20 protein-coding genes are annotated in these 23415 nt (G+C 34.2%); 16 read left to right on the plus strand and 4 right to left on the minus strand.

Annotated elements, in window-relative coordinates; translation table 11 throughout:
* Positions 1-78 precede the first annotated feature (78 nt).
* The 6 genes from argB to B0A66_RS11485 all read left to right on the plus strand — a co-directional run bounded on the left by argB (position 79) and on the right by B0A66_RS11485 (position 6605).
* Positions 79-849: an acetylglutamate kinase gene (gene argB, locus B0A66_RS11460; protein WP_089049976.1), complete on the plus strand. Its 771-nt coding sequence runs from the start codon at positions 79-81 to the stop codon at positions 847-849.
* An 84-nt stretch (positions 850-933) separates the two neighbouring features.
* Entirely contained in the window at positions 934-2004 is a 1071-nt protein-coding gene (locus B0A66_RS11465; RefSeq protein WP_089049977.1) for a M20 family metallo-hydrolase, read from the plus strand.
* Between the two features lie 330 nt (positions 2005-2334).
* Positions 2335-3615, plus strand: a complete 1281-nt coding sequence (gene argH, locus B0A66_RS11470) for an argininosuccinate lyase (RefSeq protein WP_089049978.1) — start codon at positions 2335-2337, stop codon at positions 3613-3615.
* Positions 3616-3713: 98 nt separating this feature from the next.
* Complete coding sequence (locus tag B0A66_RS11475; protein ID WP_089049979.1) at positions 3714-4310, plus strand: hypothetical protein; 597 nt, start codon at positions 3714-3716, stop codon at positions 4308-4310.
* A 139-nt stretch (positions 4311-4449) separates the two neighbouring features.
* Positions 4450-5445: a DUF2157 domain-containing protein gene (locus B0A66_RS11480; RefSeq protein ID WP_089049980.1), complete on the plus strand. Its 996-nt coding sequence runs from the start codon at positions 4450-4452 to the stop codon at positions 5443-5445.
* Positions 5445-6605 carry a hypothetical protein gene (locus B0A66_RS11485; protein WP_089049981.1) on the plus strand — a complete coding sequence of 387 codons (1161 nt, stop codon included), beginning with the start codon at positions 5445-5447 and terminating at the stop codon, positions 6603-6605. The genes B0A66_RS11480 and B0A66_RS11485 overlap by 1 nt, the downstream gene beginning before the upstream one ends.
* A 107-nt stretch (positions 6606-6712) precedes the next feature.
* Here B0A66_RS11485 and ytxJ read toward each other — a convergent pair whose 3' ends face one another.
* Positions 6713-7102 carry a bacillithiol system redox-active protein YtxJ gene (ytxJ, locus tag B0A66_RS11490; RefSeq protein WP_089049982.1) on the minus strand — a complete coding sequence of 130 codons (390 nt, stop codon included), beginning with the start codon at positions 7100-7102 and terminating at the stop codon, positions 6713-6715.
* A gap of 206 nt (positions 7103-7308) precedes the next feature.
* On the opposite strand from ytxJ, the gene clpB reads away from it, so the two are divergent.
* The 3 genes from clpB (at position 7309) to B0A66_RS11510 (ending at position 12320) form a co-directional block, all read left to right on the plus strand.
* Complete coding sequence (gene clpB, locus B0A66_RS11495) at positions 7309-9912, plus strand: ATP-dependent chaperone ClpB (RefSeq protein WP_089049983.1); 2604 nt, start codon at positions 7309-7311, stop codon at positions 9910-9912.
* A 391-nt stretch (positions 9913-10303) separates the two neighbouring features.
* Entirely contained in the window at positions 10304-11188 is an 885-nt protein-coding gene (locus B0A66_RS11505; protein WP_089049985.1) for a DUF808 domain-containing protein, read from the plus strand.
* Between the two features lie 241 nt (positions 11189-11429).
* The gene (locus B0A66_RS11510) at positions 11430-12320 is read left to right on the plus strand and encodes a carbon-nitrogen hydrolase (protein WP_089049986.1); all 891 of its coding nucleotides are present in this window, start codon (positions 11430-11432) and stop codon (positions 12318-12320) included.
* Positions 12321-12393: 73 nt separating this feature from the next.
* On the opposite strand, the gene B0A66_RS11515 is transcribed toward B0A66_RS11510, so the two are convergent.
* On the minus strand, positions 12394-13665 hold the full coding sequence (locus B0A66_RS11515) for an OmpA family protein (protein WP_089049987.1): 1272 nt from the start codon (positions 13663-13665) through the stop codon (positions 12394-12396).
* Positions 13666-13954: 289 nt separating this feature from the next.
* On the opposite strand from B0A66_RS11515, the gene B0A66_RS11520 reads away from it, so the two are divergent.
* Entirely contained in the window at positions 13955-14995 is a 1041-nt protein-coding gene (locus B0A66_RS11520; RefSeq protein ID WP_089049988.1) for an agmatine deiminase family protein, read from the plus strand.
* Positions 14996-15188: 193 nt separating this feature from the next.
* The gene (locus B0A66_RS11525; protein WP_089050057.1) at positions 15189-16373 is read left to right on the plus strand and encodes an endonuclease/exonuclease/phosphatase family protein; all 1185 of its coding nucleotides are present in this window, start codon (positions 15189-15191) and stop codon (positions 16371-16373) included.
* Positions 16374-16475: 102 nt separating this feature from the next.
* Here the strand turns inward: B0A66_RS11525 and fahA are convergent, their stop codons facing one another.
* Positions 16476-17759, minus strand: a complete 1284-nt coding sequence (gene fahA / locus B0A66_RS11530; RefSeq protein ID WP_089049989.1) for a fumarylacetoacetase — start codon at positions 17757-17759, stop codon at positions 16476-16478.
* Positions 17760-17867: 108 nt separating this feature from the next.
* Here fahA and glyA point away from each other — a divergent pair, with 108 nt between their 5' ends.
* The 3 genes from glyA to B0A66_RS11545 all read left to right on the plus strand — a co-directional run bounded on the left by glyA (position 17868) and on the right by B0A66_RS11545 (position 20454).
* Positions 17868-19142, plus strand: a complete 1275-nt coding sequence (gene glyA, locus B0A66_RS11535; protein ID WP_089049990.1) for a serine hydroxymethyltransferase — start codon at positions 17868-17870, stop codon at positions 19140-19142.
* Positions 19143-19329: 187 nt separating this feature from the next.
* Complete coding sequence (gene miaE / locus B0A66_RS11540; RefSeq protein ID WP_059117297.1) at positions 19330-19923, plus strand: tRNA-(ms[2]io[6]A)-hydroxylase; 594 nt, start codon at positions 19330-19332, stop codon at positions 19921-19923.
* A gap of 33 nt (positions 19924-19956) precedes the next feature.
* Positions 19957-20454, plus strand: a complete 498-nt coding sequence (locus tag B0A66_RS11545; protein WP_089049991.1) for a GNAT family N-acetyltransferase — start codon at positions 19957-19959, stop codon at positions 20452-20454.
* Between the two features lie 67 nt (positions 20455-20521).
* Here the strand turns inward: B0A66_RS11545 and B0A66_RS11550 are convergent, their stop codons facing one another.
* The gene (locus B0A66_RS11550; protein WP_089050058.1) at positions 20522-21106 is read right to left on the minus strand and encodes a pentapeptide repeat-containing protein; all 585 of its coding nucleotides are present in this window, start codon (positions 21104-21106) and stop codon (positions 20522-20524) included.
* A gap of 228 nt (positions 21107-21334) precedes the next feature.
* On the opposite strand from B0A66_RS11550, the gene B0A66_RS11555 reads away from it, so the two are divergent.
* Together B0A66_RS11555 and B0A66_RS11560 are read left to right on the plus strand one after the other, a co-directional pair.
* Positions 21335-22009, plus strand: coding sequence for a response regulator transcription factor (locus B0A66_RS11555; RefSeq protein ID WP_089049992.1), 675 nt, complete (start codon positions 21335-21337; stop codon positions 22007-22009).
* Position 22010: 1 nt separating this feature from the next.
* On the plus strand, positions 22011-23414 hold the full coding sequence (locus B0A66_RS11560; protein ID WP_089049993.1) for a sensor histidine kinase: 1404 nt from the start codon (positions 22011-22013) through the stop codon (positions 23412-23414).
* Position 23415: the final 1 nt, after the last annotated feature.

Genomic DNA, 23415 nt, shown 5'->3' on the forward strand with positions numbered 1-23415 from the left:
TTACAAAGGCACAAAGGTTTAAAAACCTTAAAAAAAACCTTTGTCCCTTTGCGCCTTTGTTCCTATGAACCTAAAAAAATGGTAACAGTAATAAAAATTGGCGGAAATATAATCGATAACCCAGCAGAATTAGAACAATTTTTAACCGATTTTTCTAAAATTGAGGGACCAAAAGTACTAGTTCACGGTGGTGGAAAATCAGCTACAAAAATGGCTCAAAATATTGGTTTAGAGCCCCAAATGATCGAAGGTCGTCGTATTACAGATGCTCCAATGCTCGATGTTGTAGTTATGATTTACGCAGGACAAATCAATAAAAATATTGTTGCACAATTACAGGCAAAAAATAACAATGCAATTGGTTTTTCAGGAGCCGATGGAAATTTGATTCAATCCGTAAAAAGAAACCATCCAACAATCGATTACGGTTTTGTAGGCGATGTAAAACAAGTTAATACTAATTTGCTGAAAACATTACTAGACAACCATATTGTCCCCGTATTCTGTGCCATTACCCATGATAAAGACGGACAATTATTAAATACAAATGCTGATACAATTGCCAGCGAGTTGTCGATTGCACTTTCTGAAATAGAAGAGGTTACACTAACATATTGTTTTGAAAAACAAGGTGTTTTACAAGATTCAGAAGACGATTCATCCGTAATTACAGCCATAAACGAAGAATTGTATTTAAAACTAAAAGAAGATAAAGTAATTCATTCCGGAATGATTCCAAAATTGGATAATTGCTTTAATAGTTTGTCAAGAGGTGTTCAAAAAATAAAAATTGGACATCATAAAATGCTGCAAAATCCAGATGTTTTGCACACAACAATTACATTATAGTAGAAAAAAGTTGCTAAGTTGGACAGAAACTAAGATTTTTGTGATCTTAGAACTCGAAACCTAGCACCTCAGTACCTAATCAAAATGAAAAATATAGAAACGCTTACCAAAGAGGCCATTGCATTATTGAAAAATCTAATTGAAACACCTTCATTTTCAAGTGAAGAAGATCAAACAGCACTTTTAATAGAAAATTGGTTCAACCAAAACGAAATTCCTTTTAAAAGAGAAAACAATAATGTGTGGGCTTTCAATAAATATTTCGACGAAAATAAACCAATACTTTTACTAAACTCACACCACGATACGGTAAAGCCAAACCAAGCCTATACAAATGATCCGTTTAAAGCCATTGAAAAAGACGGTAAATTATACGGTTTAGGTAGTAATGATGCCGGAGGATGCTTAGTTTCCTTATTAGCAACTTTTGTACATTTTTACGACAATCAAAATTTGCCATACAACATTGTTGTTGTAGCTTCTGCGGAAGAAGAAAGCAGCGGAAAAAATGGATTAAACAGCGTTTTACAGCATTTACCGGAACTGGATTGCGCTATCGTAGGCGAACCAACACTAATGCAATTGGCTGTGGCAGAAAAAGGTTTGTTAGTACTAGATGTAAAAGTAAAAGGAACCGCAAGTCACGCTGCGCATCAAAACGACGATAATTCTATTTATAAATCAATTCCGGTAATGGAATGGTTTAAAAACTATAAATTCGATAAAATTTCAGAAGTTTTAGGTCCCGTAAAAATGACCGTAACTCAGATCAGTGCAGGGAAACAGCACAATGTTGTACCATCAGAATGCGATTTAGTAATCGATATCCGCGTAAACGACTGTTATTCTAATACTGAAATTTTAGAAGTAGTGAAAGCAAATGTAAATGCCGAAGTAACACCAAGATCAATGCATTTAAATGCTTCTTCTATTCCGGTTGCGCACGGTTTAGTACAAGCAGGAATTGCTTTAGGAAGAACAACTTATGGTTCTCCAACACTTTCAGATCAATCCGTATTAAGTTGCCAGTCACTAAAATTAGGACCAGGCGAAACACTGCGGTCACATTCAGCAGATGAATTTATTTATGTAAACGAAATCGTAGAAGGAGTTGAGTTGTATATCAAAATACTAACAGATTTCTTTAAATTATAATATTTTTTAGGAGCTAATCCCGCTATCCGTTACAATCTTTTATTTTTTAAAGAAAAAAACAAAAGGATTTTCACTGCTATCGGGGCTAGAAACACCACCAGTATAAACAATGACATTTAGATATAAATTAGAAATAAGCTGAAAAGAAAAAAACTAAAGTGCAAGAAAGCAAGAGTCTGAGAGATCTGGAATCTAAAAAGTCAAGAATCTAAGAAATCTTAGATTTAAAAAGTCTAGTATCAAAGAAGTCTAGCATCCAAGAAGTCTAAGCAGTCTAGTATCTAAGCAGTCTAAAAATCTAACAATCTAAAAAGTCTAAAAATCTAAGTTATGAAACTTTGGGAAAAAGGAATACCAACAGATAAACAAATAGAACAATTTACAGTTGGCAATGATCGTGAACTAGATTTAGTTCTTGCAAAATACGATGCTTTAGGTTCTATCGCACACGCTAAAATGCTAGGACAAATTGGTTTATTAACTTCAGAAGAAACAACCTCTTTAGTAGACGCTTTAAACGAAATAATTGCCGATGTTGTAATCGGAAATTTCGAAATAGAAGATAGTTTTGAAGATGTGCATTCAAAAATAGAATATTTACTAACTGTAAAATTAGGCGATGCCGGAAAAAAAATCCACACCGCACGTTCCCGTAACGATCAGGTTTTAGTAGATGTTCATTTGTATTTAAAAGACGAATTAAAAGCTATAAAAGAACAGGTAAAAACGCTTTTTGACCTGTTGATGGAATCAGCAGACAAACATCAAAACGTATTATTACCAGGATATACCCATCTGCAAATCGCCATGCCATCATCATTCGGAATGTGGTTTTCTGCCTACGCAGAAAGTCTAATCGACGATGTTACGATGTTAAATGCAGCTTTGAAAATTGTAGATCAAAATCCGCTGGGTTCAGCAGCAGGATACGGAAGTTCATTTCCAATCAACAGAACCTTTACTACAGAAGAACTAGGTTTTGAAACTTTAAAGTTTAATGCCGTGGCAGCACAAATGAGCCGTGGAAAAGCAGAGAAAACCGTTGCATTTGCCATGAGCAGCGTCGCAGCAACATTATCGAAATTCGCAATGGATGTTTGCTTGTATATGAGCCAGAACTTTGATTTTATTAGTTTACCGGCACATCTTACAACAGGATCAAGCATAATGCCACACAAGAAAAATCCAGATGTATTCGAATTAATCAGAGGAAAGTGCAATAAGATTCAGGCGCTTCCGTATGAGATTACATTAATCACAAATAATTTACCAAGCGGTTACCACAGAGATTTACAGCTTTTAAAAGAAGGTTTATTTCCTGCAATTCAAAATCTTAAAGCCTGTTTGGACATCGCTATTTTCTCAGTAAAAGATATCACAGTAAAAGACAATATTTTAAAAGATAAAAAATACGATTATTTGTTTACGGTTGATACTTTAAATGAAATGGTAGTAGCTGGAATGCCTTTCAGAGACGCCTACAAAGCTGTTGCTGAAGAATTGGAAGCGGGAACATACAAATCTCCAAAAGAAACAAAACACACGCATGAAGGAAGTATTAACAATTTGTGTTTAGCTGATATTAAACAGAAAATGGAGAATGCTTTTTAAAGTGATTTATTATTTTTTATTATTATTTATTTTGTTAAAAACAAATTATCTTTTATAGTAAATTATATTAGATTTGCCGAAATTTAAATAAATATAAAATGATTAACATTACCAAAAAAATTACCTTATTATTATTTGTTTGTGGAGCAATATTTACAAGTTGTTCAAGTGATGATGATAAAAAAGAGGAGCAAGTAGTAATTGAAGAACCAGTAGTAGAAGATAAAACGACATTAAAAGTGTTTAGTAATGTGAATTTTTCACTAGATGCTGCAGAAGGTTTTGACTCTGGAAGATATTTTTCAACAGAAACTGGTAAATCATACAAAAAAAGCCAAATTGATAACGCTACGTTACCAAAAATTGACATTGCTTTTTCAGGTTCTAGTTCATCGGTAAATTATTTCATGAGCCCTAATGATAAAGAAGATGGGATTGTAAATGGTAAAACTACAGAATATATAAATTATGTTAAAGACCAATTTACAGTTTCTCAATTTGCTAAATTAGAAAAAGGAGAAGATTTAGATAAATTGACAATTGCTGATGACGAAAATTCATTTCCTGACAGTGCATTACCTTTAGTAGTATTGTTTAAAAATGCAGCAGGTAAAAAAGGAGTTATTTATGTAAAATCAGTACACAGAGTAGGATCAGATCCTAGAATTGTTGCAGATATTAAAATTCAAAAGTAATTAAGGAAGTTAACCTGAATTTTTGATAATAAGAGCGTTATGTATTCATGACGCTCTTTTTTTTGATAATTCCTACTTATTTAGAACGTTATTCATACTGAATACATATATTTGAAACAGATTAACATAAATTTAAATTATGGCAAACCTTGATGAACAAGCTACTCAGAATCTTTTCGATAAAAATCTTATTACTGAAAATCAATATCAGGAAATTAAAGCTTACAGAAGTTTAGGTATATTTTCATTAAATGCAGAACTAAAGCTTTTTCTTTATTTCTCTGCCTTACTGTTTACTTCCGGAATCGGAATTTTAATTTATGATAATATCGACAGTTTTGGTCACATTGTTTTGCTTTCTGTATTACTTATCTTAATTGGAGGCTGTTTTTATTATTGCTTTAAAAATTCAAAAGGTTTTCAGAAGACAGAAACTGTTTTTGAAAGCCCATTTTTAGAATATATAGTTTTAATAGCTAATATTTTAACCTGCATCTTCATAGGGTATTTACAGTTCCAATACGAAGCATTTGGAACACATTATGGTTTGGCAACCTTAATACCAACAATTGTTAGTTTTAGCTGTGCATATTACTTTGATAATAAAAGTGTTTTGACAATTGCAGTAACAGGTTTAGCAGCATATATAGGGCTTTCAGTAACACCTCAGGACATATTCAATAGCAGCAATGATTTTTATGATAATCAAACACTAACGTACTCTGCGATTGCATTGGGTGTTTTACTTATTGTCTGGACAATTTACAGTTCCCGAATTAATTTAAAAACACATTTTACACTAGTTTATCTAACATTTGCCTTGCATCTGATTAGCGTAGCCACCATTTCCAATCTATTTACTGACGATTTGATGTGGCTTTTATTTACAGTAGTTTTAGGTATTTCTTCGTTCTATTTTTACAAAGTAAGTCATGAACAGAAAGCAATTTCGCTCTATATATTTATGATTGTTTATGCGTACATTGGATTTAATCTCTTTTTATTTAGAATTTTAGATTTTATCAGACCAGATGATATTTGGATACTGCTGATATTACTTCTGCCCATCTATTTTATAGTTTCCATTGTAATGTTTATAAAACTGATTAAGAAATTCAATAAAGAAATCGCATAATGATACAAGATAAAAATTTACTGGATAATTTGGTATTAACAGAAGAAGCAGATTTATTGTTAGATGCCGGTTTTATAAACAAAGAGCAAAGAGCAATAATTAGAAAGGAACTACCATCATTTAAAATTCAAAGGAATATTTTAGTACGTTTAGCTTTCTTTTTACTTGGAGCCTTTTTGTACTTGTCTATTTGTGGTGTAATTACATTAATAGGTATTTCGGGTGAGAATACATTTTTTAAAATTTGCTGCTATCTTTTTGCAGGAGTTGGAGTTTTAGGTGCAGAATATTTAATCAGTCAAAAATATTACAGACATGGTCTTGACGATGCATTTATACTCGGAATACTGTTAAACATTGGTTGCGGAATTGTATTTACTACAGATGCTTATGATATCATGTTAATTCCTGCTGTTACTGTGGCAATTGTTTCTTTTTTAACGTATTACAGGTACTTGCATTTGTTGTCAATGTTAGTTTTTTGTATGGCTTGTGCTGCGGTCTTATTTTTTGGAATGATAGAGCTACAATATGGAGAGCAAGTTTTACCATTTGTCACAATGTTAGTTGCTGCAGGATTTTATTTCTTTACCAAAAAAAGAATTAGTAGTCTGACCAAAAAATACTTTTACAACGGGCTTCTTCTGGCAAACAGTTTTTGTCTCATTGTATTTTACCTTTCCTGCAATTATCTCGTTGTCAGAGAACTTTCAATAGAACTTTTAGGATACGAAATGCGAGATAAAGAAATTCCATTGTGGTATTTCTTCTATTTTATGACATTTACAGTGCCGGTTTTCTATTTGTATCAGGCGTTAAAGACAAAAGATCGCATTATGCTTTGGATTAGCTTTTTAGCCATAGCGTTTTCTATTTACACAGTACGCGTTTATCATTCTGTTTTACCAATCGAAGTGGCACTGACTTTGGGCGGATTGGTTCTTTTTGCAATTGCCTGGTTCTCCATTCAAAAGCTAAAAAATAAAGAAACAGGTTTGACTTTTAAACCCGACAGAATAAATAACTCCAATGCATTTTTAAATGCCGAAACTTTAATAGTTGCTTCGTCATTTGGTTTAAAACCAGAAGTAAAAACAGACTCTCCAATGGAATTTGGAGGAGGAGGATTTAGCGGTGGTGGATCAGAAGGGAGTTTTTAGGTTTGTTGTTTTTCTTGTAAAATGTAAGTTGCAAACTTTTGAAATTATCTTCAACAAAGTAGAGTACTACAAACTACGAACGAAAAACAACAAACAATAAACTAAATTTAAATTTTGCTTTTTAGCGCTTCAGCGTCAATGTCGCTGTGTGAAACATCGTATACAGCTTTACCTTCTTTGATTAAAATTAACTGAGGTGATTCGTGATACACATTAAATCGCGAAGCAATTTCGTTCGAAACATCACGATGTGCGATCAAATCTAAAAAGAACGCATCAACAGTTTCATCCAGACTATATTCTCTTTCGAATTGTTTCAAAGCCATTCGGCTAATACTGCATCTTGTGCTGTGTTTAAAAATTACCACAGGTTTAACAGCAGAAACAGCTGCAATATTATCTAACTGTTCTAAATTAGTAAGAGCAATCCAGTTTACGTTACTTTTTGTTGACTCAGAATTATCTGAATTTCCGAATATTGAATTTAAAAAACTCATGTTTTGACTGTTTTTATGACTTTTTGACGCTTTAAAAGAGCTAAATACCAATTTTAAACGTCATTTTGTCTGTATTTGTGATATGGAATGTAATTTGAATATTGCAACAAAGTTATATCATTTAAAGTTAAAAATTGAATGCAATCAATCCTAATTTTAATGGTATCGAGTAGAGAAACTTAAAAGCAAAACTTAATTATAAAAAGATGAACATAAATAAATTTACAACAAAATCGCAGGAAGCTATTCAACTTTCTCAACAATTGGCGCAGCGATATGGCCAGCAGCAAATAGAAAACGAACACATTTTTAAAGCCATTTTTGAAGTTGACGAAAATGTGGCGCCTTTTATTTTGAAAAAATTAAATGTAAACGTGCCTTTGTTTTTACAAATATTGGACTCAACAATTCAAAGCTTTCCAAAAGTTTCTGGAGGAGACATTGTACTTTCCCGAGATGCAAATAAAGCATTGAATGAAGCAGAGATCATTGCTCAGAAAATGAACGATGAATATGTTTCTATAGAACATTTAATTTTAGCAATTTTCGATTCAAAAAGTAAAGTAGCACAGATTTTAAAAGATCAGGGAGTTACCGGAAAAGCCTTAAAAGCAACTATCGAAGAACTTAGAAAAGGAGAACGTGTAACTTCGGCTTCAGCAGAAGAGAATTACAACTCATTAAATAAATATGCAAAGAATTTAAACGAACTGGCGCGAACTGGTAAGCTTGATCCTGTTATTGGTCGTGATGAAGAGATTCGTCGTGTCTTGCAGATTCTCACCCGTAGAACCAAGAATAATCCAATGTTAGTTGGAGAACCGGGAGTTGGTAAAACCGCAATAGCCGAAGGGTTAGCGCACCGAATTGTAGACGGTGATGTACCGGAAAATTTAAAAGATAAAATCGTTTTTTCTCTGGATATGGGAGCATTGATTGCAGGTGCGAAGTACAAAGGAGAATTTGAGGAACGTTTAAAATCAGTAGTAAAAGAAGTTACAGCTGCAGAAGGCGATATCGTATTGTTTATAGACGAGATTCATACATTGGTAGGAGCCGGGGGAGGAGAAGGTGCAATGGACGCAGCCAACATCTTGAAACCAGCACTTGCAAGAGGAGAATTGAGAGCTATTGGAGCAACAACGTTAGACGAATATCAAAAATATTTCGAAAAAGACAAAGCTTTAGAGCGCCGTTTTCAGAAAGTTTTAATTGACGAACCCGATACAGAAAGTGCTATTTCGATCTTACGTGGAATCAAAGAAAAGTATGAAACACATCATAAAGTTCAGATCAAAGATGAGGCAATCATTGCAGCGGTAGAACTTTCACAGCGTTACATTACAAACCGTTTTCTACCGGACAAAGCAATTGATTTAATGGATGAAGCTGCTTCTAAATTACGTATGGAGATCAATTCAAAACCAGAAGAATTAGATGTTTTAGATCGTAAAATCATGCAGTTAGAGATTGAGATCGAAGCTATTAAACGTGAAAAAGAAGAAAGTAAGCTTAAAATCCTCCGTATGGATTTGGCTAACCTGAAAGAAGAGCGTAACGAAATCTATACCAAATGGAAAACAGAAAAAGATGTTGTTGATGGTGTTCAGGCAGTTAAATTAGAAATTGAAGATTTTAAACATGAAGCAGAACGTGCAGAACGTGAAGGAGACTATGGAAAAGTAGCTGAGATTCGTTATGGAAAAATAAAAGAAGCACAAGAACGTCTGGAAGTTTTGCAAAAGCAATTGCAAGAATATCAATCAGGAAACTCATTAATAAAAGAAGAAGTTACCAGAGAAGATATCGCAGAAGTTGTAGCAAAATGGACCGGAATTCCGGTAATGAAAATGCTTCAGACTGAGCGCGAAAAGTTATTGCATCTGGAAGACGAGTTACACAAACGTGTTGTTGGTCAGGAAGAAGCCATTGAGGCCATTAGTGATGCAGTAAGAAGAAGCCGCGCAGGTTTACAGGATATGAAAAAACCTGTTGGAACATTCCTGTTTTTAGGAACAACCGGAGTAGGTAAAACGGAGCTGGCTAAAGCATTGGCGGAATATCTTTTTGATGATGAAAATGCCATGACGCGTATCGATATGAGTGAGTATCAGGAACGTCATAGTGTGAGTCGTTTAGTAGGAGCGCCTCCGGGATATGTTGGATATGATGAAGGAGGTCAGTTGACAGAAGCAGTTCGTAGAAAACCATATTCAGTGGTTTTATTAGACGAGATCGAAAAAGCACATCCTGATACCTTCAATATTTTATTGCAGGTTTTAGACGAAGGACGTTTGACAGATAATAAAGGACGTTTAGCAGATTTTAAAAACACCATTATCATCATGACTTCTAATATGGGAAGCCAAATTATACAGGAGAAATTCGATAATCTAAAAGGCGGAATCGAAGCTGCGACAGAAGCTGCAAAAGTAGAAGTTTTGGGCTTATTGAAACAAACTGTTCGTCCGGAGTTTATCAATCGTATCGATGAAATTGTATTGTTTACACCGTTAACAATTGAGAACATTTCCAGAATTGTAACGTTGCAGCTTAAGAGTGTAACCAAAATGCTGGCACTGCAAGGTATCGCAATGGATGCAACACCGGAAGCAATAAAATACCTGTCAGACAAAGGATATGATACCCAGTTTGGAGCAAGACCCGTAAAACGTGTTATTCAAAAAGAAGTATTAAATCAATTGTCTAAAGAGATTTTGGCGAATCAGATTAAAACAGACAGCATAATTTTGATAGACGCATTTGATGGTAAACTGGTTTTTAGAAATCAGACAGAAACAGTTAAGTAATTTTATTTTAGAATTTAAGTTAGAGAAAACACTGGTCGAGAGACTGGTGTTTTTTTTTACTGTAAATCCTGAAACTTTTTCAGAAATAAATATAAAAAATATTGTTTTTATAATTCCATCTTTACATTGCGAAATACTTCGCAATCAATAAATTATAATTAAAAATAAAACACAATATTATGAACAATATTTTTAGAGGATTGATAGCAGGTTATGGTGCGAAAAAATTAGGCGGAGGTTGCTTTGGAACTATCTTTGTTTTTATAATTATCTGGGTGCTGTTAGGGCAATGCAGCTAATATTAATTTTTATTTTAACATAAAAAGAATTGAATAAAAAGTATTAGATTCGCACAGAAATTAAGAAAACAAAGCTTAAAATAAAAAGGATAATGGCATCAGGTTTTTTCGTATTATTAGATGATATCGCAGCAGTTATGGATGATGTTGCAGTAATGAGTAAAGTTGCAGCAAAAAAAACAGCAGGTATTTTAGGAGATGATTTAGCAGTAAATGCCGAAAAAGCTTCAGGGTTTATCTCGTCAAGAGAATTGCCGGTTTTATGGGCAATTGCAAAAGGATCATTACTAAATAAAGTAATAATTTTGCCAATAGCATTTTTATTGAGTGCTTTTTTCCCGATAGCGATTATCGTTATTTTAGTTTTGGGAGGAATGTTTCTTGCGTATGAAGGAGCAGAAAAAATCTATGAATTCTTTTTTCACCGTGATCACGCGAAATCAGAACGTATTACTGAAGAAACTTTAACAGAAGAAGAAGTTTTAGCAGCCGAGAAAGAAAAAATAAAATCAGCCATTGTTACCGATTTTATTTTATCAGTAGAAATTATAATTATTGCTTTAGGAACCGTTGTAAATACACCAATCTTATCACAAATCATCGTAGTTTCAATAATTGCAATTATTGCAACGGTTGGGGTTTATGGTATCGTGGCGATTATCGTAAGAATGGATGAAGTAGGTTTCAAACTTATTAAAATGAGTAAAAAAGACAATAGTTTATTAAAAACTATCGGAAACATTTTAGTTCAGGCTTTGCCAAAAGTTATTAAAGCGCTAACCGTAATTGGTACCATTGCATTACTTTTAGTTGCGGGTGGAATATTCGTTCACAACAGCGAATATCTACACCATTTACTTCCGCAAGTACCTTCTATCATTAAAGAGTTTGTCATGGGACTTTTAGTAGGATTTATAGTTTTAGCAATTGTAAATGTATTTAAAAAGATAACTACCAAAGAAAAAATAGCGGAATAAGTATTTCGCTTTCCATTAAACATACACCAGTCGAAAGGCTGGTGTTTTTTTTTGGAGCAGAAAAAAACGTTTTTTACAAGAACAGCAGTCCTGCTATCCACTCTATCTTTTATGGTGAACCCCACCATAAAAGGATGCTGTTTCTATCAGGGCTAAGACAGTCATTTTAGTTTTTCCAATAAACAAAGGGCATTTTTGTATTATTCCAAATTTTATTACTTTTGCACTCTAAATTTATGTCATGTCAAAAAGAAAATATAAAATATCAGTTATTCAGCTAAATCTGAATGACGTAGCCGAAAATAACCTTAAAAAATGTATCAGCTGGGTAAGAGACGCTGCAAGTCAAGGAGCAGAAGTTATTTTGCTTCCGGAATTATACAGCAGTCATTATTTTTGCCAAAGCGAAGATGTAGATAATTTTGCATTAGCAGAACCACTTTACAGTACTTCATTTATTGCCTTCAGCGAATTAGCAAAAGAGCTTGGAGTAGTAATCATCGTTCCTTTCTTTGAAAAAAGAATGGCAGGAATTTACCACAACAGTGCTTACATCATCGATACAGACGGAACAGAAGCCGGATTGTACCGTAAAATGCATATTCCGGACGATCCTCACTTTTACGAAAAGTTTTATTTCACGCCAGGAGATTTAGGATTCCAGGCTATCGAAACTAAAAAAGGAACTATCGGAACATTAATCTGCTGGGATCAATGGTATCCGGAAGCAGCACGTATCACAGCTTTAAAAGGAGCAGAAGTATTGTTTTATCCAACAGCAATTGGATGGCATCCAAAAGAAAAAGAACAATACGGAGAAAACCAGCATGGTGCATGGATGAACGTGATGAAAGGTCATGCTGTAGCAAATGGAGTTTTTGTTGCCGCTGCAAACAGAATTGGTTTAGAACAATATATCGACGGAACAGACGGTATTCAATTCTGGGGAGCATCGTTTATTGCAGGTCCTCAAGGAGAAATTCTGGCGCAGGCATCACACGATAAAGAAGAAATTCTAATTGCAGAAGTCGATTTAGATTTACAGGAAAATGTACGTCAAAACTGGCCATTTTTCAGAGACAGAAGAATCGATGCTTTTGGCGATATTACAAAAAGAGCAATCGACAAATAATATTGATTTTTATATAAAACAAAACGGGGACAAAGTTTTACTTTGTCCCCGTTTTTATTGAAGTCTTAGGAAATTATTTCACTTGGAAAGTAACTCTTCTTACGATTTGACGTGCTTCTTTAGAACTTTTGTTAACAGAAGTATCTTCTCCGTTAGCAACAACATTCAATCTAGATGCATCGATTCCTGCATTTGTAGCTATTGTTTTTACAGCTTCAGCTCTTTTTCTTGATAATTCAGTGTTGTAATCAGTATTTCCGATTTCATCTGAATAACCTACTATATCAGCAGATTTAGAAGGATTGTCTCTTAAATACTTAACAATAAAGTTAACACCAGCTAATGAAGCATCTTTTGGTTTAGATGAGTTAAAATCAAAGTAAACATTTACATAACCATCATTAATCAATTGTTCTACATTACTGTTTTTAGGTTCCTGACCTTTTTGTACATAAGTTTTTTCTAAATAGCTTTCTAACTCGTCCGGTACACCGTTTTGGTTAGTGTCAATAGATTGTCCTTTGGTATTTACAGCAACTCCCGAAGCAGTGTTAGGCTCTAAATCGTAAAGATCAGCTACACCATCTTTATCAGTATCAATAAGTCCTGTTTCGATTGTAGTAACTCTGTCTTCTAATTTGTTTAATCTTTCGTTTTCTTCCGAGAACCAGTCAGCATGTTTTTCGTTTTTACCTAAGTAAAACGTTAAACCAACAGAAGCATTTAATAATACACCATCAAATGAACCTGTCGCCGGACGTCCCATTCCGTCAAAGTTATAAGTTTGCTTTCCGTTTACGATTCCAGTTAAATCTCCGGTTAAAGCAATACTATTGCTTAATCTGATTTGACCAGTCAAACCAAGGATTCCATGTCCCATGTAATCTTCACCATCAAAACCATTATCAGAAGTTAATTGAGAAACCCCAAATCCTCCATGTGCTAACAATCCAATTGTATTAGTCCATGTTTCGAAGTTTAAAGCTCTACCAAGATTCACAACTCCTTGTAAACTTGTTCTGATAGATTTGCTCTCGAAAGGAGAACTGTTATCGCTTTCCTGAAATTGATCGTATCCAACATCAAGTTTCACCCCAAATTTAGGATTAAACATATATCTTACTCCTAAATCTGCATGAAAAGGGCTTAACGTAGAAGTAGAATATCCTGGTGTCATAGCTCGGGTAGGTTTATTAATACCACCATTTAATTCGATAGACCATTTGTTGTATGCTGGTTTTTCAAGTGTTGATTGCGATGTAATTACATTTGTTGTTGCCATGTCTTGAGCACTGGCTGCAATAGTTAGAAGTAAAAGTGATACAGTTGCTAATTTCTTTTTCATGATATCTTATAAATTTAATTTGTTTTTTGAGCTGTTTTTTGCTCGTCACAAACATAGAGGATAGATTTAGTTAAGAAGTTCCATCGATTTTACCAGATTTTATATAATTCCCATATTTTAATTTATTTTTGTGAGAATTTGTTAAATAAAACCAAAAAAGTAAGGCTTTTGTAAGTGAAAATATTGCAAGTTGATTTTTTGGTGTGAAAAAATAAAGAAAACTTTGGTGCACTTTTAAAATCCTTTTTGAATGATTACCTTTGGTCTCTTTAAAATTAGAACCTTTTTTATGTCAACAAATAATAGAAGATTTCCAGCAGAATTTGAGAAACAGCAAGGAATTGTGTTGTGTTTTCCACATAATGGTAACGATTGGCCGGGAAAATATGAAGCGGTACAATGGGCTTTTGTAGAATTTATTAAAAAAGTAGCCACTTTTGAAACTGTTTTTTTAGTCGTTGCCGATGAAAAATTAAAAGAAAAAGTAGCAGACATGCTTGAAAGAGCTCGTGTAAATACTGAAAACATCACTTATATTATTCATAAAACCAATAGAAGCTGGATGCGTGATTCAGGGCCAATTATTGTGAAAAATGGTTCTAAAAGAGAAGCACTAAATTTTAATTTTAACGGATGGGCAAAATACAAAAACTATCAATTAGACAAATTTGTTCCGTCTAAGGTTGCAGATTGTATCGATGTGCCATTAACGCAAGTAACATATAAAGGAAAACCTGTAATTGTAGAAGGTGGTGCTATCGATGTAAATGGTAGAGGAACACTTTTAACTTCTGAGGAATGTTTAATGCACCCAACTATTCAGGTTCGAAATAAAAATTTTACCAAAGAAGATTACGAAGCAGTATTCAAAGAATACCTTGGTGTAACCAATGTAATTTGGTTAGGTGACGGAATTGCGGGCGACGATACCCACGGACACATCGACGATTTATGTCGATTTGTAAACGAGGATACAATTGTTACCATTGTTGAAACAGATAAAAATGATGTAAACTACCAACCACTACAAGATAACCTGAAACGTTTGCAAAACGCAAAGTTAGAAGATGGTAAATCACCAACAATTGTAGCCTTGCCAATGCCAAAACGTATCGATTTTGAAGATTTAAGATTACCGGCAAGTTATGCTAACTTTTTAATTCTGAACAATTGCGTTTTAGTTCCTACCTTTAATGATAGCAACGATCGTGTCGCTTTAAATATTTTGGCAGAATGTTTCCCAGACAGAGAAGTAATTGGAATTAGCTGTATTGATTTCATCTGGGGATTTGGAACATTGCACTGTTTAAGTCAGCAAATACCTGCTTAGCTTGTTTTTGTTTTCAAGACAAAAAAAAGACTAAGTTTTTCATATAATGATATAATCTCTCAATGCTGATATTTTCAGGATTGAGAGATTCATTTTTTATTGACATATACTTAACATGCATAGTACGGGGCGTTCCGAACATCCTTCTTATATTCGCGCAGTTAATAAAGCAGAAATGCAGATTCAATTTCTTATGAATAAAATATTTTTTACCCTCTCCTTGCTTTCTGCAGGAGTTCTTTTCTCACAGTCCCATCCACAACAAAAAACCGAACTTACATTTGCTACCTACAATGTAAGTATGGAATCTGAAAATTATTTCCCAAGAGGAACAAAAGGAAATTCTGAACAGGTATTGATCAATCAGCTTGAATCAGGAAATAATCCTCAAATCAAAAATATCGCCCAGATTATCCAGACCGTAAGGCCTGACGTTATTCTGTTAAACGAGTTTGACTATATTAAAAATCCTAAACAAGGTGTAAAGGCATTTGTTAAGAATTATTTGAAAGTAAGTCAAAACGGAGCAAAGACAATTGATTACCCGTACTATTATTACTCAACGGTGAATACCGGTCAGCCAAGTCCTTATGATTTGAACGGTGACGGAAAATCCGATAATTTCGGAAATGATGCCTGGGGTTTTGGTATGTATCCGGGTCAATATGCGATGGTAGTTTTGTCAAAATACCCTATTGATACTAAAGCAGTTCGTACTTTTCAAAATTTCAAATGGAAAGATATGCCGGGAGCATTGCTTATTAAAAAACAAGACGGATCAGATTGGTATAGTAAAGAAGCGTGGGAGCAATTTCCATTATCTTCGAAATCTCACTGGGATATTCCTGTTAAGATTGGCAAGAAAACGGTTCATATTTTAGCCAGTCATCCTACACCACCTTCTTTTGATGGTTCTGAAGATCGTAATGGAAAGAGAAATCATGATGAAATCAGGCTCTGGAAAGATTATATTTCAGACGATTCTGCTTCGTACATTTATGATGATAAAGGCGTAAAAGGCGGATTAGCTCCGAATTCTTCATTTGTTATAATGGGTGATCAGAACGCTTCGCCAGTTGAAGGAAGTGCTATTACAGAAGGAATAAAGTCATTACTGGACCATCCAAAAGTGAATAGCGAACCAACACCTGCGAGTAAAGGTGGTGCAGAATACACTCCCGAAAATCCTTTTGGAGTTAACCATACAGCCTTTTGGAGAATGCGCGCTGATTATGTATTGCCTTCTAAATTTGGTTTTAAGGTTATCAACAGCGGTGTGTTCTGGCCTGCAAAAGGTGAACCAATGTCAGAGTTGGTTGAAAAGCGTGAATCAAGCTCAGATCATCGTTTAGTTTGGGTGAAAGTGGTTTTAGAATAAAAAATCTCGCACAAGTACTTAAGAAACTTAATTGTATAAAAAAACCTTGGTGAAAGCCAAGGTTTTATATTTTTAGATCTCTTCAGATACTTTATCTTCTCTTCATTGTCTCACGAAAGGAGGAAGCAATTGACTTGCTACTTCTCCAAAACCAATACGAACGTCATTGCCTTCGCAGAAACCTCTAATGATTACCGTATCATTATCCTCAATAAATTTACGTTCGCTGCCATCATTTAATTTTAATGGATTTTTTCCTCCCCAAGTTAATTCTAACATAGAACCAAAACTATCAGGAGTTGGACCGGAAATAGTTCCTGAGCCCATCATGTCACCAGAATTTACACGACAACCGTTTGAGGTATGATGCGCTAATTGCTGGCTCATAGTCCAATATAAATATTTAAAGTTTGATCTGGAAACGATTGTTTCTTCCGCATCTTCCGGTTTTATAGAAACCTCTAAATGAATGTCAAACGCTTTCTTTCCTTTTGTTTGTAAGTAAGGAAGTGGGGATGGATCTTGTTTAGGGCCTTTAGTTCTAAAAGGCTCTAAAGCATCCATAGTAACAATCCAAGGAGAAATTGATGTAGCAAAGTTTTTCGCTAAGAATGGTCCAAGAGGCACATATTCCCATTTTTGAATATCGCGTGCACTCCAGTCATTCAATAATACCATTCCAAAAATATAATCTTCGGCTTCGTATGTTGGGATATTTTCACCCATTATATTGGCATCAGTAGTAATGAAAGCAGTTTCTAATTCGAAATCGACTAAACGAGACGGACCAAAAACAGGATATTTTTCACCTGCAGGCAAAGTTTGTCCCATTGGTCTGTGAACCGGAATTCCAGACGGAACGATTGTAGAACTTCTTCCGTGATACCCAACCGGAATGTGTAACCAGTTTGGTAATAAGGCGTTTTCAGGATCACGAAACATTTTACCAACGTTTGTAGCGTGCTCTTTACTAGAGTAAAAATCAGTGTAATCACCAATTAAAACCGGTAATTGCATTTCGACATCATCGATTTTGAAAATAACAATATCGCGGTCTTTTGTTGAATCTCTTAGTTGTGGATTGGTTGCATCAAAGATATCAGCGATGCGATTTCGCACTAAACGCCATGTTTTTTTTCCGTCAGAAATAAAATCATTAAGCGTGTCCTGCATGAACATATCATCTGTTAAATCTATTCCTTCGAAATAGTTTAATTGTTGTAAAGCGCCTAAATCTATAGCGTAATCGCCAATTCGGGTTCCCACTGTAACGACATTTTCTTTGGTAAGAAAAACCCCGAAAGGAATATTTTGAATGGGGAAGTCGCTATTTTGAGGCACTTCTAACCATGATTTTCTTTTAATATCGTTAGCGGTTATTGGCATGTGAATGTTAATTATTTGTTGAAAAATTGTATGTCAAATATATCATAATCTAACAGTTTGACAAACGTTTTTTTGTATTTTTGCAGGAAATTAACGAAAAACGAAAAAATGCAACGCGACGAACAAATTTTTGACCTTATACTAGAGGAACAAGACAGACAGATTCACGGATTAGAACTTATCGCTTCTGAGAATTTTGTAAGTGACGAAGTAATGGAAGCAGCTGGTTCTGTTTTAACAAACAAATATGCCGAAGGATATCCGGGCAAAAGATACTACGGCGGTTGTGAAGTAGTAGACGTTATTGAACAAATTGCAATTGACAGAGCTAAAGAATTATTTGGTGCTGAATATGCAAACGTACAGCCACACTCAGGATCTCAGGCAAATACAGCAGTTTACCATGCATGTTTAAATCCTGGTGATACGATCTTAGGTTTTGATTTATCACACGGTGGTCACTTAACGCACGGATCTCCTGTAAACTTTTCAGGTCGTTTATACCGTCCTGTTTTTTACGGTGTAGATGCTGAAACTGGTCGTTTAGACTATGATAAAATTCAGGAAATTGCAACTAAAGAGCAACCAAAATTAATCATCGCAGGAGCATCAGCTTATTCTCGTGATATGGATTTTGAGCGTTTTAGAGTAATTGCTGACAGTGTAGGAGCTATCTTATTTGCTGATATCTCTCACCCTGCAGGTCTTATTGCAAAAGGATTAATGAATGACCCAATTCCACATTGTCATATTGTTTCTACAACAACACATAAAACATTACGAGGACCACGTGGAGGTTTGATCTTAATGGGGAAAGATTTCGAAAACCCACAAGGATTAAAAACACCAAAAGGAGAAATTAGAATGATGTCTTCATTATTAGACTTAGCTGTTTTCCCTGGAAATCAAGGTGGACCGTTAATGCACATCATTGCTGCAAAAGCTGTTGCTTTTGGAGAAGCGCTTAAAGATGAATTCTTTACGTATGCTATGCAATTGCAAAAAAATGCAAACGCTATGGCAGATGCTTTTGTAAAAAGAGGATACAACATTATTTCTGGAGGAACAGACAATCACATGATGCTTATTGACTTAAGAAACAAAAACGTTTCAGGTAAAGAAGCAGAGAATGCATTAGTAAAAGCAGAAATTACAGTAAATAAAAACATGGTTCCGTTTGATGATAAATCACCATTTATCACATCAGGAATTCGTGTTGGAACAGCTGCAATCACGACTCGTGGTTTAGTTGAAGAAGATATGGAAACTATCGTAGCTTTAATCGATAAAGTTCTTGCAGATCACACTAACGAAGCTGTAATCGAGGAAGTAGCAAACGAAGTAAACGAAATGATGAGCGAAAGACCGATTTTCGTATACTAATAAATAGTCTTAAAGTCATAAAGTCGAAGGTCGAAAGTCCTGAAATAGTAAATGTAAATTTGCTGTTTTAGTTTTGATCTTCGGCTTTTTTGAATATTAAAATTTAATGTTTAGATTTTCAACTTTAAAACTTTTGATTTTCAACTTTATGACTTTATAGACTTTAAAAACTTTAAGACTTAAAAACATGGGCGTACTAAGATTACAATTACCAACAGATCCGAGATGGGTAAATATTGTAGAAAAAAACATTGAAGAAATCCTGACAGATCACGCTTGGTGTGAGCAAAAAGCAGCCACCAATGCGATAACAATAATCACAAATAATTCTGAACATCAGGATTTAGTAAAAGATTTATTGGCTTTAGCCAAAGAAGAAATCGATCATTTTGAGCAGGTTCACAATATAATCATCAAAAGAGGATTAAAATTAGGACGTGAGCGCAAAGACGATTATGTAAACGAATTGTATTTGTACATGAAGAAAAGTGGCGACGGAAGCCGTGTTTCAGGTCTTGTAGAAAGATTATTGTTTTCTGCTATGATCGAAGCCAGAAGCTGCGAACGTTTTAAAGTATTGTCTGAAAATATTCAGGATGAAGAACTTGCCGTTTTTTACAGAGATTTAATGGAAAGCGAAGCAGGGCATTACACAACGTTTATAACCTACGCCAGAAAATATGGTGTTGGAATCGATGTAGAAAAACGCTGGAGAGAATGGCTGGCTTTTGAAGAATCAATTATTACCAATTACGGAAAAGGAGAAACCATTCACGGATAATCTTCTTTAAACAAAAGAATTTAAGAATACAACATGGTTACAATTTTAGAAGCAACACAAAACGATATTACCTTCATTCAGGAAATAGCACACACGACGTGGCCCATTACGTATGGTGAAATTTTATCGAAAGAACAGTTAGATTATATGCTGGATCTAATTTATTCTGAAGAAGCATTATCAGCCCATTTTGATAAAAAAGAGCAACTGTTTTATTTGATTTATGAGAATGTTATCAAACTGGGATTTATATCAGTAGAGCATAATTATAAAGGCGATGCAATAACAAAAATTCATAAAATATACCTTTCTCCGGAAACACAAGGAAGAGGAATTGGTAAAAAAGCAATAGAGGGAATTGCTGAAATGGCTTTAAAAGAAAATGCTAAAACCTTGTCTCTTAATGTAAACCGATTTAATAAAGCATTAGATTTCTACAAAAAAATAGGTTTTGAAATTGCCGATGAAGTAAATATCGATATCGGAAATGGCTATTTGATGGAAGACTACGTAATGGAGAAAAAGTTATAAATCAAAAAAATCAGTGCAAACTGATTTTTTTTTTGACAACAATAACAAACAGTTCACAGTTCACAATTCACAACTCACTAACAATCACATCATGTTTAAATAGCAATCCCTTCACTTCCTTTAAAGCAAAAACCGCTTTTTTTAGTTTTGTTTTAGAAGGATCAATAGTGTAATTGTAACTGGTTTTATAATCAGCTTTGTTGGCGATAGCTTTGTCAAATTCAGAACGGTATAAATCGCAATTGTCAAAATGCACACTCGTTAGATCAGTCGCCATAAAATCTACAGCAATTAAGCTGCAATTGATAAAAGTTGTTCCCTTTAGCTTTAGCGTATAAAATTTAGAAAAATCTAAAATGCAATCGTAAAAATGAACTTCGAAAATAAGTTTATCACACATAGCAAAATTTACTTCTCTGATTTCACAACGATTAAAACTTACCGTTCTAAAAGCAACGTAATTGATTTTAGCTTCATTAAAAATGCAGTCATTAAAAACACAATCAATAAAAGTTACCGCTAAGAAAACACAGTCTGAGAAATTACAACCCGTAAAAGTACAGCATTCGAAATCCTTGAAATTCAGATCATCCTTGCCATAAGTTATGTTTTCGTATTGTTTGTCAGGGAAATATTCAGATTCTTTTTTCAAGACTAGTGTAATGATTTTTAAAGGTGAAAAGGTAATAATTAAAGAGCGTATTTTGCAACCGTTCGTCAAATAAAACAAAGACTTTGTTATTCTCCTGTTCATTAATTAAGTTTAAAATAATTTTAAAGCTTCAAAATTGTTTTCTTCACAATAAAATCATAATAATAAAGTATTGGTTATTTAAATTTAATCTCAATTGCTATTTTTGTTAATTATACTAGCACTACCATGAAACTACTTATAGTCGAAGATGAACCAAATCTTTTATCCATCTTACGGAAAGGATTTGCAGAAAATAATAATGAAGTAAGCGTAGCTATGGACGGTAAAACCGCCCTGGAGATGATTCATAATTATAGCTTTGACGTTGTAATTCTTGACGTTATGCTTCCGGATATAAACGGAATTGAAATCTGCAGAAGATTGCGTGCCAACAAAAATTTTGTACCTGTATTGCTTCTGACGGCATTGGGAACTTCAGAAAATATTGTTACCGGATTAAATGCCGGAGCCGATGATTATTTAGTAAAACCTTTTAAATTTGGTGAGCTCGATGCTAGAGTAAACGCACTGAACCGAAGAGCCAATCAGGACAATGAAAAAATTGATACTATAATAATTGGTGATTTAGAAATAAACGGCAAAGCGAAGACCGTAAAAAGAGACGGAGAAGGCATTATCTTAACGGCTAAAGAATTTAAATTACTCTATTACCTTGCTAAAAACACGGGTAACATTGTATCTCGTGATCAGATTCTGGATAATGTCTGGGATATTAATTTTGATATGAATACCAATGTAGTCGATGTTTACATTACTTACCTACGAAAAAAAATAGACAAACCTTACGCTACAAAACTTATTCATACGATGAAAGGTTTAGGTTATGTTATAAAGTCATAATATGGATATCAGAAAGAAAATAACTTTTACCTACGTAGCTCTGTCTACCTTTAGTACTTTGCTATTGTGTATTATTGTTTTCGTTTTGTTTAGAGAAAATAATCGTTATTATTTCCTTAAACGACTGGATGACAGAGCACAAATTGTAGCTTCTATTCATTTTCAAAACGATCCTGAAAAGATTAAATACTATCGTAATCTTAAAAAAAATGGACTGGAAGAACTAATTGAAGAAGAAGAATATGTTCTTCAGATTCACAGTGCCAATACTTTTGATTACAATACAAATCTAAATCTGCCTAATAAATTTTATACCAATGTTCTAAAAACCGGAAGAGATTATTTCGAGATTAACAACAAGTATTATTTAGGTCAGATTTTCGAAGAGCGGAATCAAAAATACATGGTGATTGTTGCTGCACGAGATAGAAAGGGTGCAACTACAACAGTTTATATTGTAAAAATTATGCTTTTTGGAGGTATCGCCTTTGTATTTTTAGCCTTTTTTCTAGGTCGTTTCCTGGCAAAGAGAGTTATTAATCCTGTAGCACGAATTACAAAAGAAGTAAACCGAATTAGTGCCTCAAACTTACACAACAGATTACCGGAAGTAAAAAATTCAGACGAGATATCAGATCTTACTGAAACTTTTAATGATATGTTAGACAGACTTGAAACCTCATTCGAGATTCAGGCTAATTTTATTAATAATGCTTCTCACGAACTAAAAACTCCCATTACAACCATTATTGCCGAAGCTGAAATTATGCTTATGAAAGAGCGTGCAGTGGAGGAGTATATTGGTTCATTGGAGAATATTTACAGTCAGGCATCAAGATTAGGAAATTTAACAGAAAGCTTGCTGAAATTAACCCAAACAGGTTATGATGGCGAAAAACAAGTGCTGGATATTGCTCGTATCGACGAACTCTTAATGGATGTAAAATCAAACTTAGACAAGATATATCCTGATAATAGAGTAAGCGTCAAACTAAATGTTATACCGCAAGATTGCAGCCTTTTGCTAATTCCATGCAACAGACCATTATTAGAACTCGCGATCAATAATATTATAACAAATGGTGTAAAATATTCTGATAACAACGAGGTCTTTGTTACCCTTTCTGCTAATAACGAAATGATTAAGATTGCGATCAACGATATCGGGATCGGTATTCCGCCGGAAGATATTCCGCATTTGTACGAACCCTTTTTTAGAGGTAAAATTGCTGCCAAATACAATGGTTACGGTTTAGGGCTTCCACTGGCTTCTAAAATTATCCGTATGCATGGTGGCGAGATACAAGTACAATCTGAGCAGGATAAAGGAACAATTGTAACGCTTATTTTTAGAAAAGACATTATCAAAAAAGGCGACATTAAAAAATCTAATGTTAGATCTTAGG

The sequence above is a fragment of the Flavobacterium hercynium genome, assembly GCF_002217285.1.
Lineage (GTDB): Bacteria > Bacteroidota > Bacteroidia > Flavobacteriales > Flavobacteriaceae > Flavobacterium > Flavobacterium hercynium.

Bases quoted from the DNA above. Each gene is read 5' to 3' on its own strand.
- B0A66_RS11515 (WP_089049987.1), bottom strand. From the start codon at position 13,665: ATGAAAAAGAAATTAGCAACTGTATCACTTTTACTTCTAACTATTGCA.
- glyA (WP_089049990.1), top strand. From the start codon at position 17,868: ATGCAACGCGACGAACAAATTTTTGACCTTATACTAGAGGAACAAGAC.
- miaE (WP_059117297.1), top strand. From the start codon at position 19,330: ATGGGCGTACTAAGATTACAATTACCAACAGATCCGAGATGGGTAAAT.
- B0A66_RS11510 (WP_089049986.1), top strand. From the start codon at position 11,430: ATGTCAAAAAGAAAATATAAAATATCAGTTATTCAGCTAAATCTGAAT.
- B0A66_RS11505 (WP_089049985.1), top strand. From the start codon at position 10,304: ATGGCATCAGGTTTTTTCGTATTATTAGATGATATCGCAGCAGTTATG.
- B0A66_RS11480 (WP_089049980.1), top strand. From the start codon at position 4,450: ATGGCAAACCTTGATGAACAAGCTACTCAGAATCTTTTCGATAAAAAT.
- B0A66_RS11545 (WP_089049991.1), top strand. From the start codon at position 19,957: ATGGTTACAATTTTAGAAGCAACACAAAACGATATTACCTTCATTCAG.
- B0A66_RS11475 (WP_089049979.1), top strand. From the start codon at position 3,714: ATGATTAACATTACCAAAAAAATTACCTTATTATTATTTGTTTGTGGA.
- argB (WP_089049976.1), top strand. From the start codon at position 79: ATGGTAACAGTAATAAAAATTGGCGGAAATATAATCGATAACCCAGCA.
- B0A66_RS11465 (WP_089049977.1), top strand. From the start codon at position 934: ATGAAAAATATAGAAACGCTTACCAAAGAGGCCATTGCATTATTGAAA.
- B0A66_RS11485 (WP_089049981.1), top strand. From the start codon at position 5,445: ATGATACAAGATAAAAATTTACTGGATAATTTGGTATTAACAGAAGAA.
- B0A66_RS11525 (WP_089050057.1), top strand. From the start codon at position 15,189: ATGAATAAAATATTTTTTACCCTCTCCTTGCTTTCTGCAGGAGTTCTT.
- B0A66_RS11560 (WP_089049993.1), top strand. From the start codon at position 22,011: ATGGATATCAGAAAGAAAATAACTTTTACCTACGTAGCTCTGTCTACC.
- fahA (WP_089049989.1), bottom strand. From the start codon at position 17,759: ATGCCAATAACCGCTAACGATATTAAAAGAAAATCATGGTTAGAAGTG.
- clpB (WP_089049983.1), top strand. From the start codon at position 7,309: ATGAACATAAATAAATTTACAACAAAATCGCAGGAAGCTATTCAACTT.
- B0A66_RS11520 (WP_089049988.1), top strand. From the start codon at position 13,955: ATGTCAACAAATAATAGAAGATTTCCAGCAGAATTTGAGAAACAGCAA.
- ytxJ (WP_089049982.1), bottom strand. From the start codon at position 7,102: ATGAGTTTTTTAAATTCAATATTCGGAAATTCAGATAATTCTGAGTCA.
- argH (WP_089049978.1), top strand. From the start codon at position 2,335: ATGAAACTTTGGGAAAAAGGAATACCAACAGATAAACAAATAGAACAA.
- B0A66_RS11555 (WP_089049992.1), top strand. From the start codon at position 21,335: ATGAAACTACTTATAGTCGAAGATGAACCAAATCTTTTATCCATCTTA.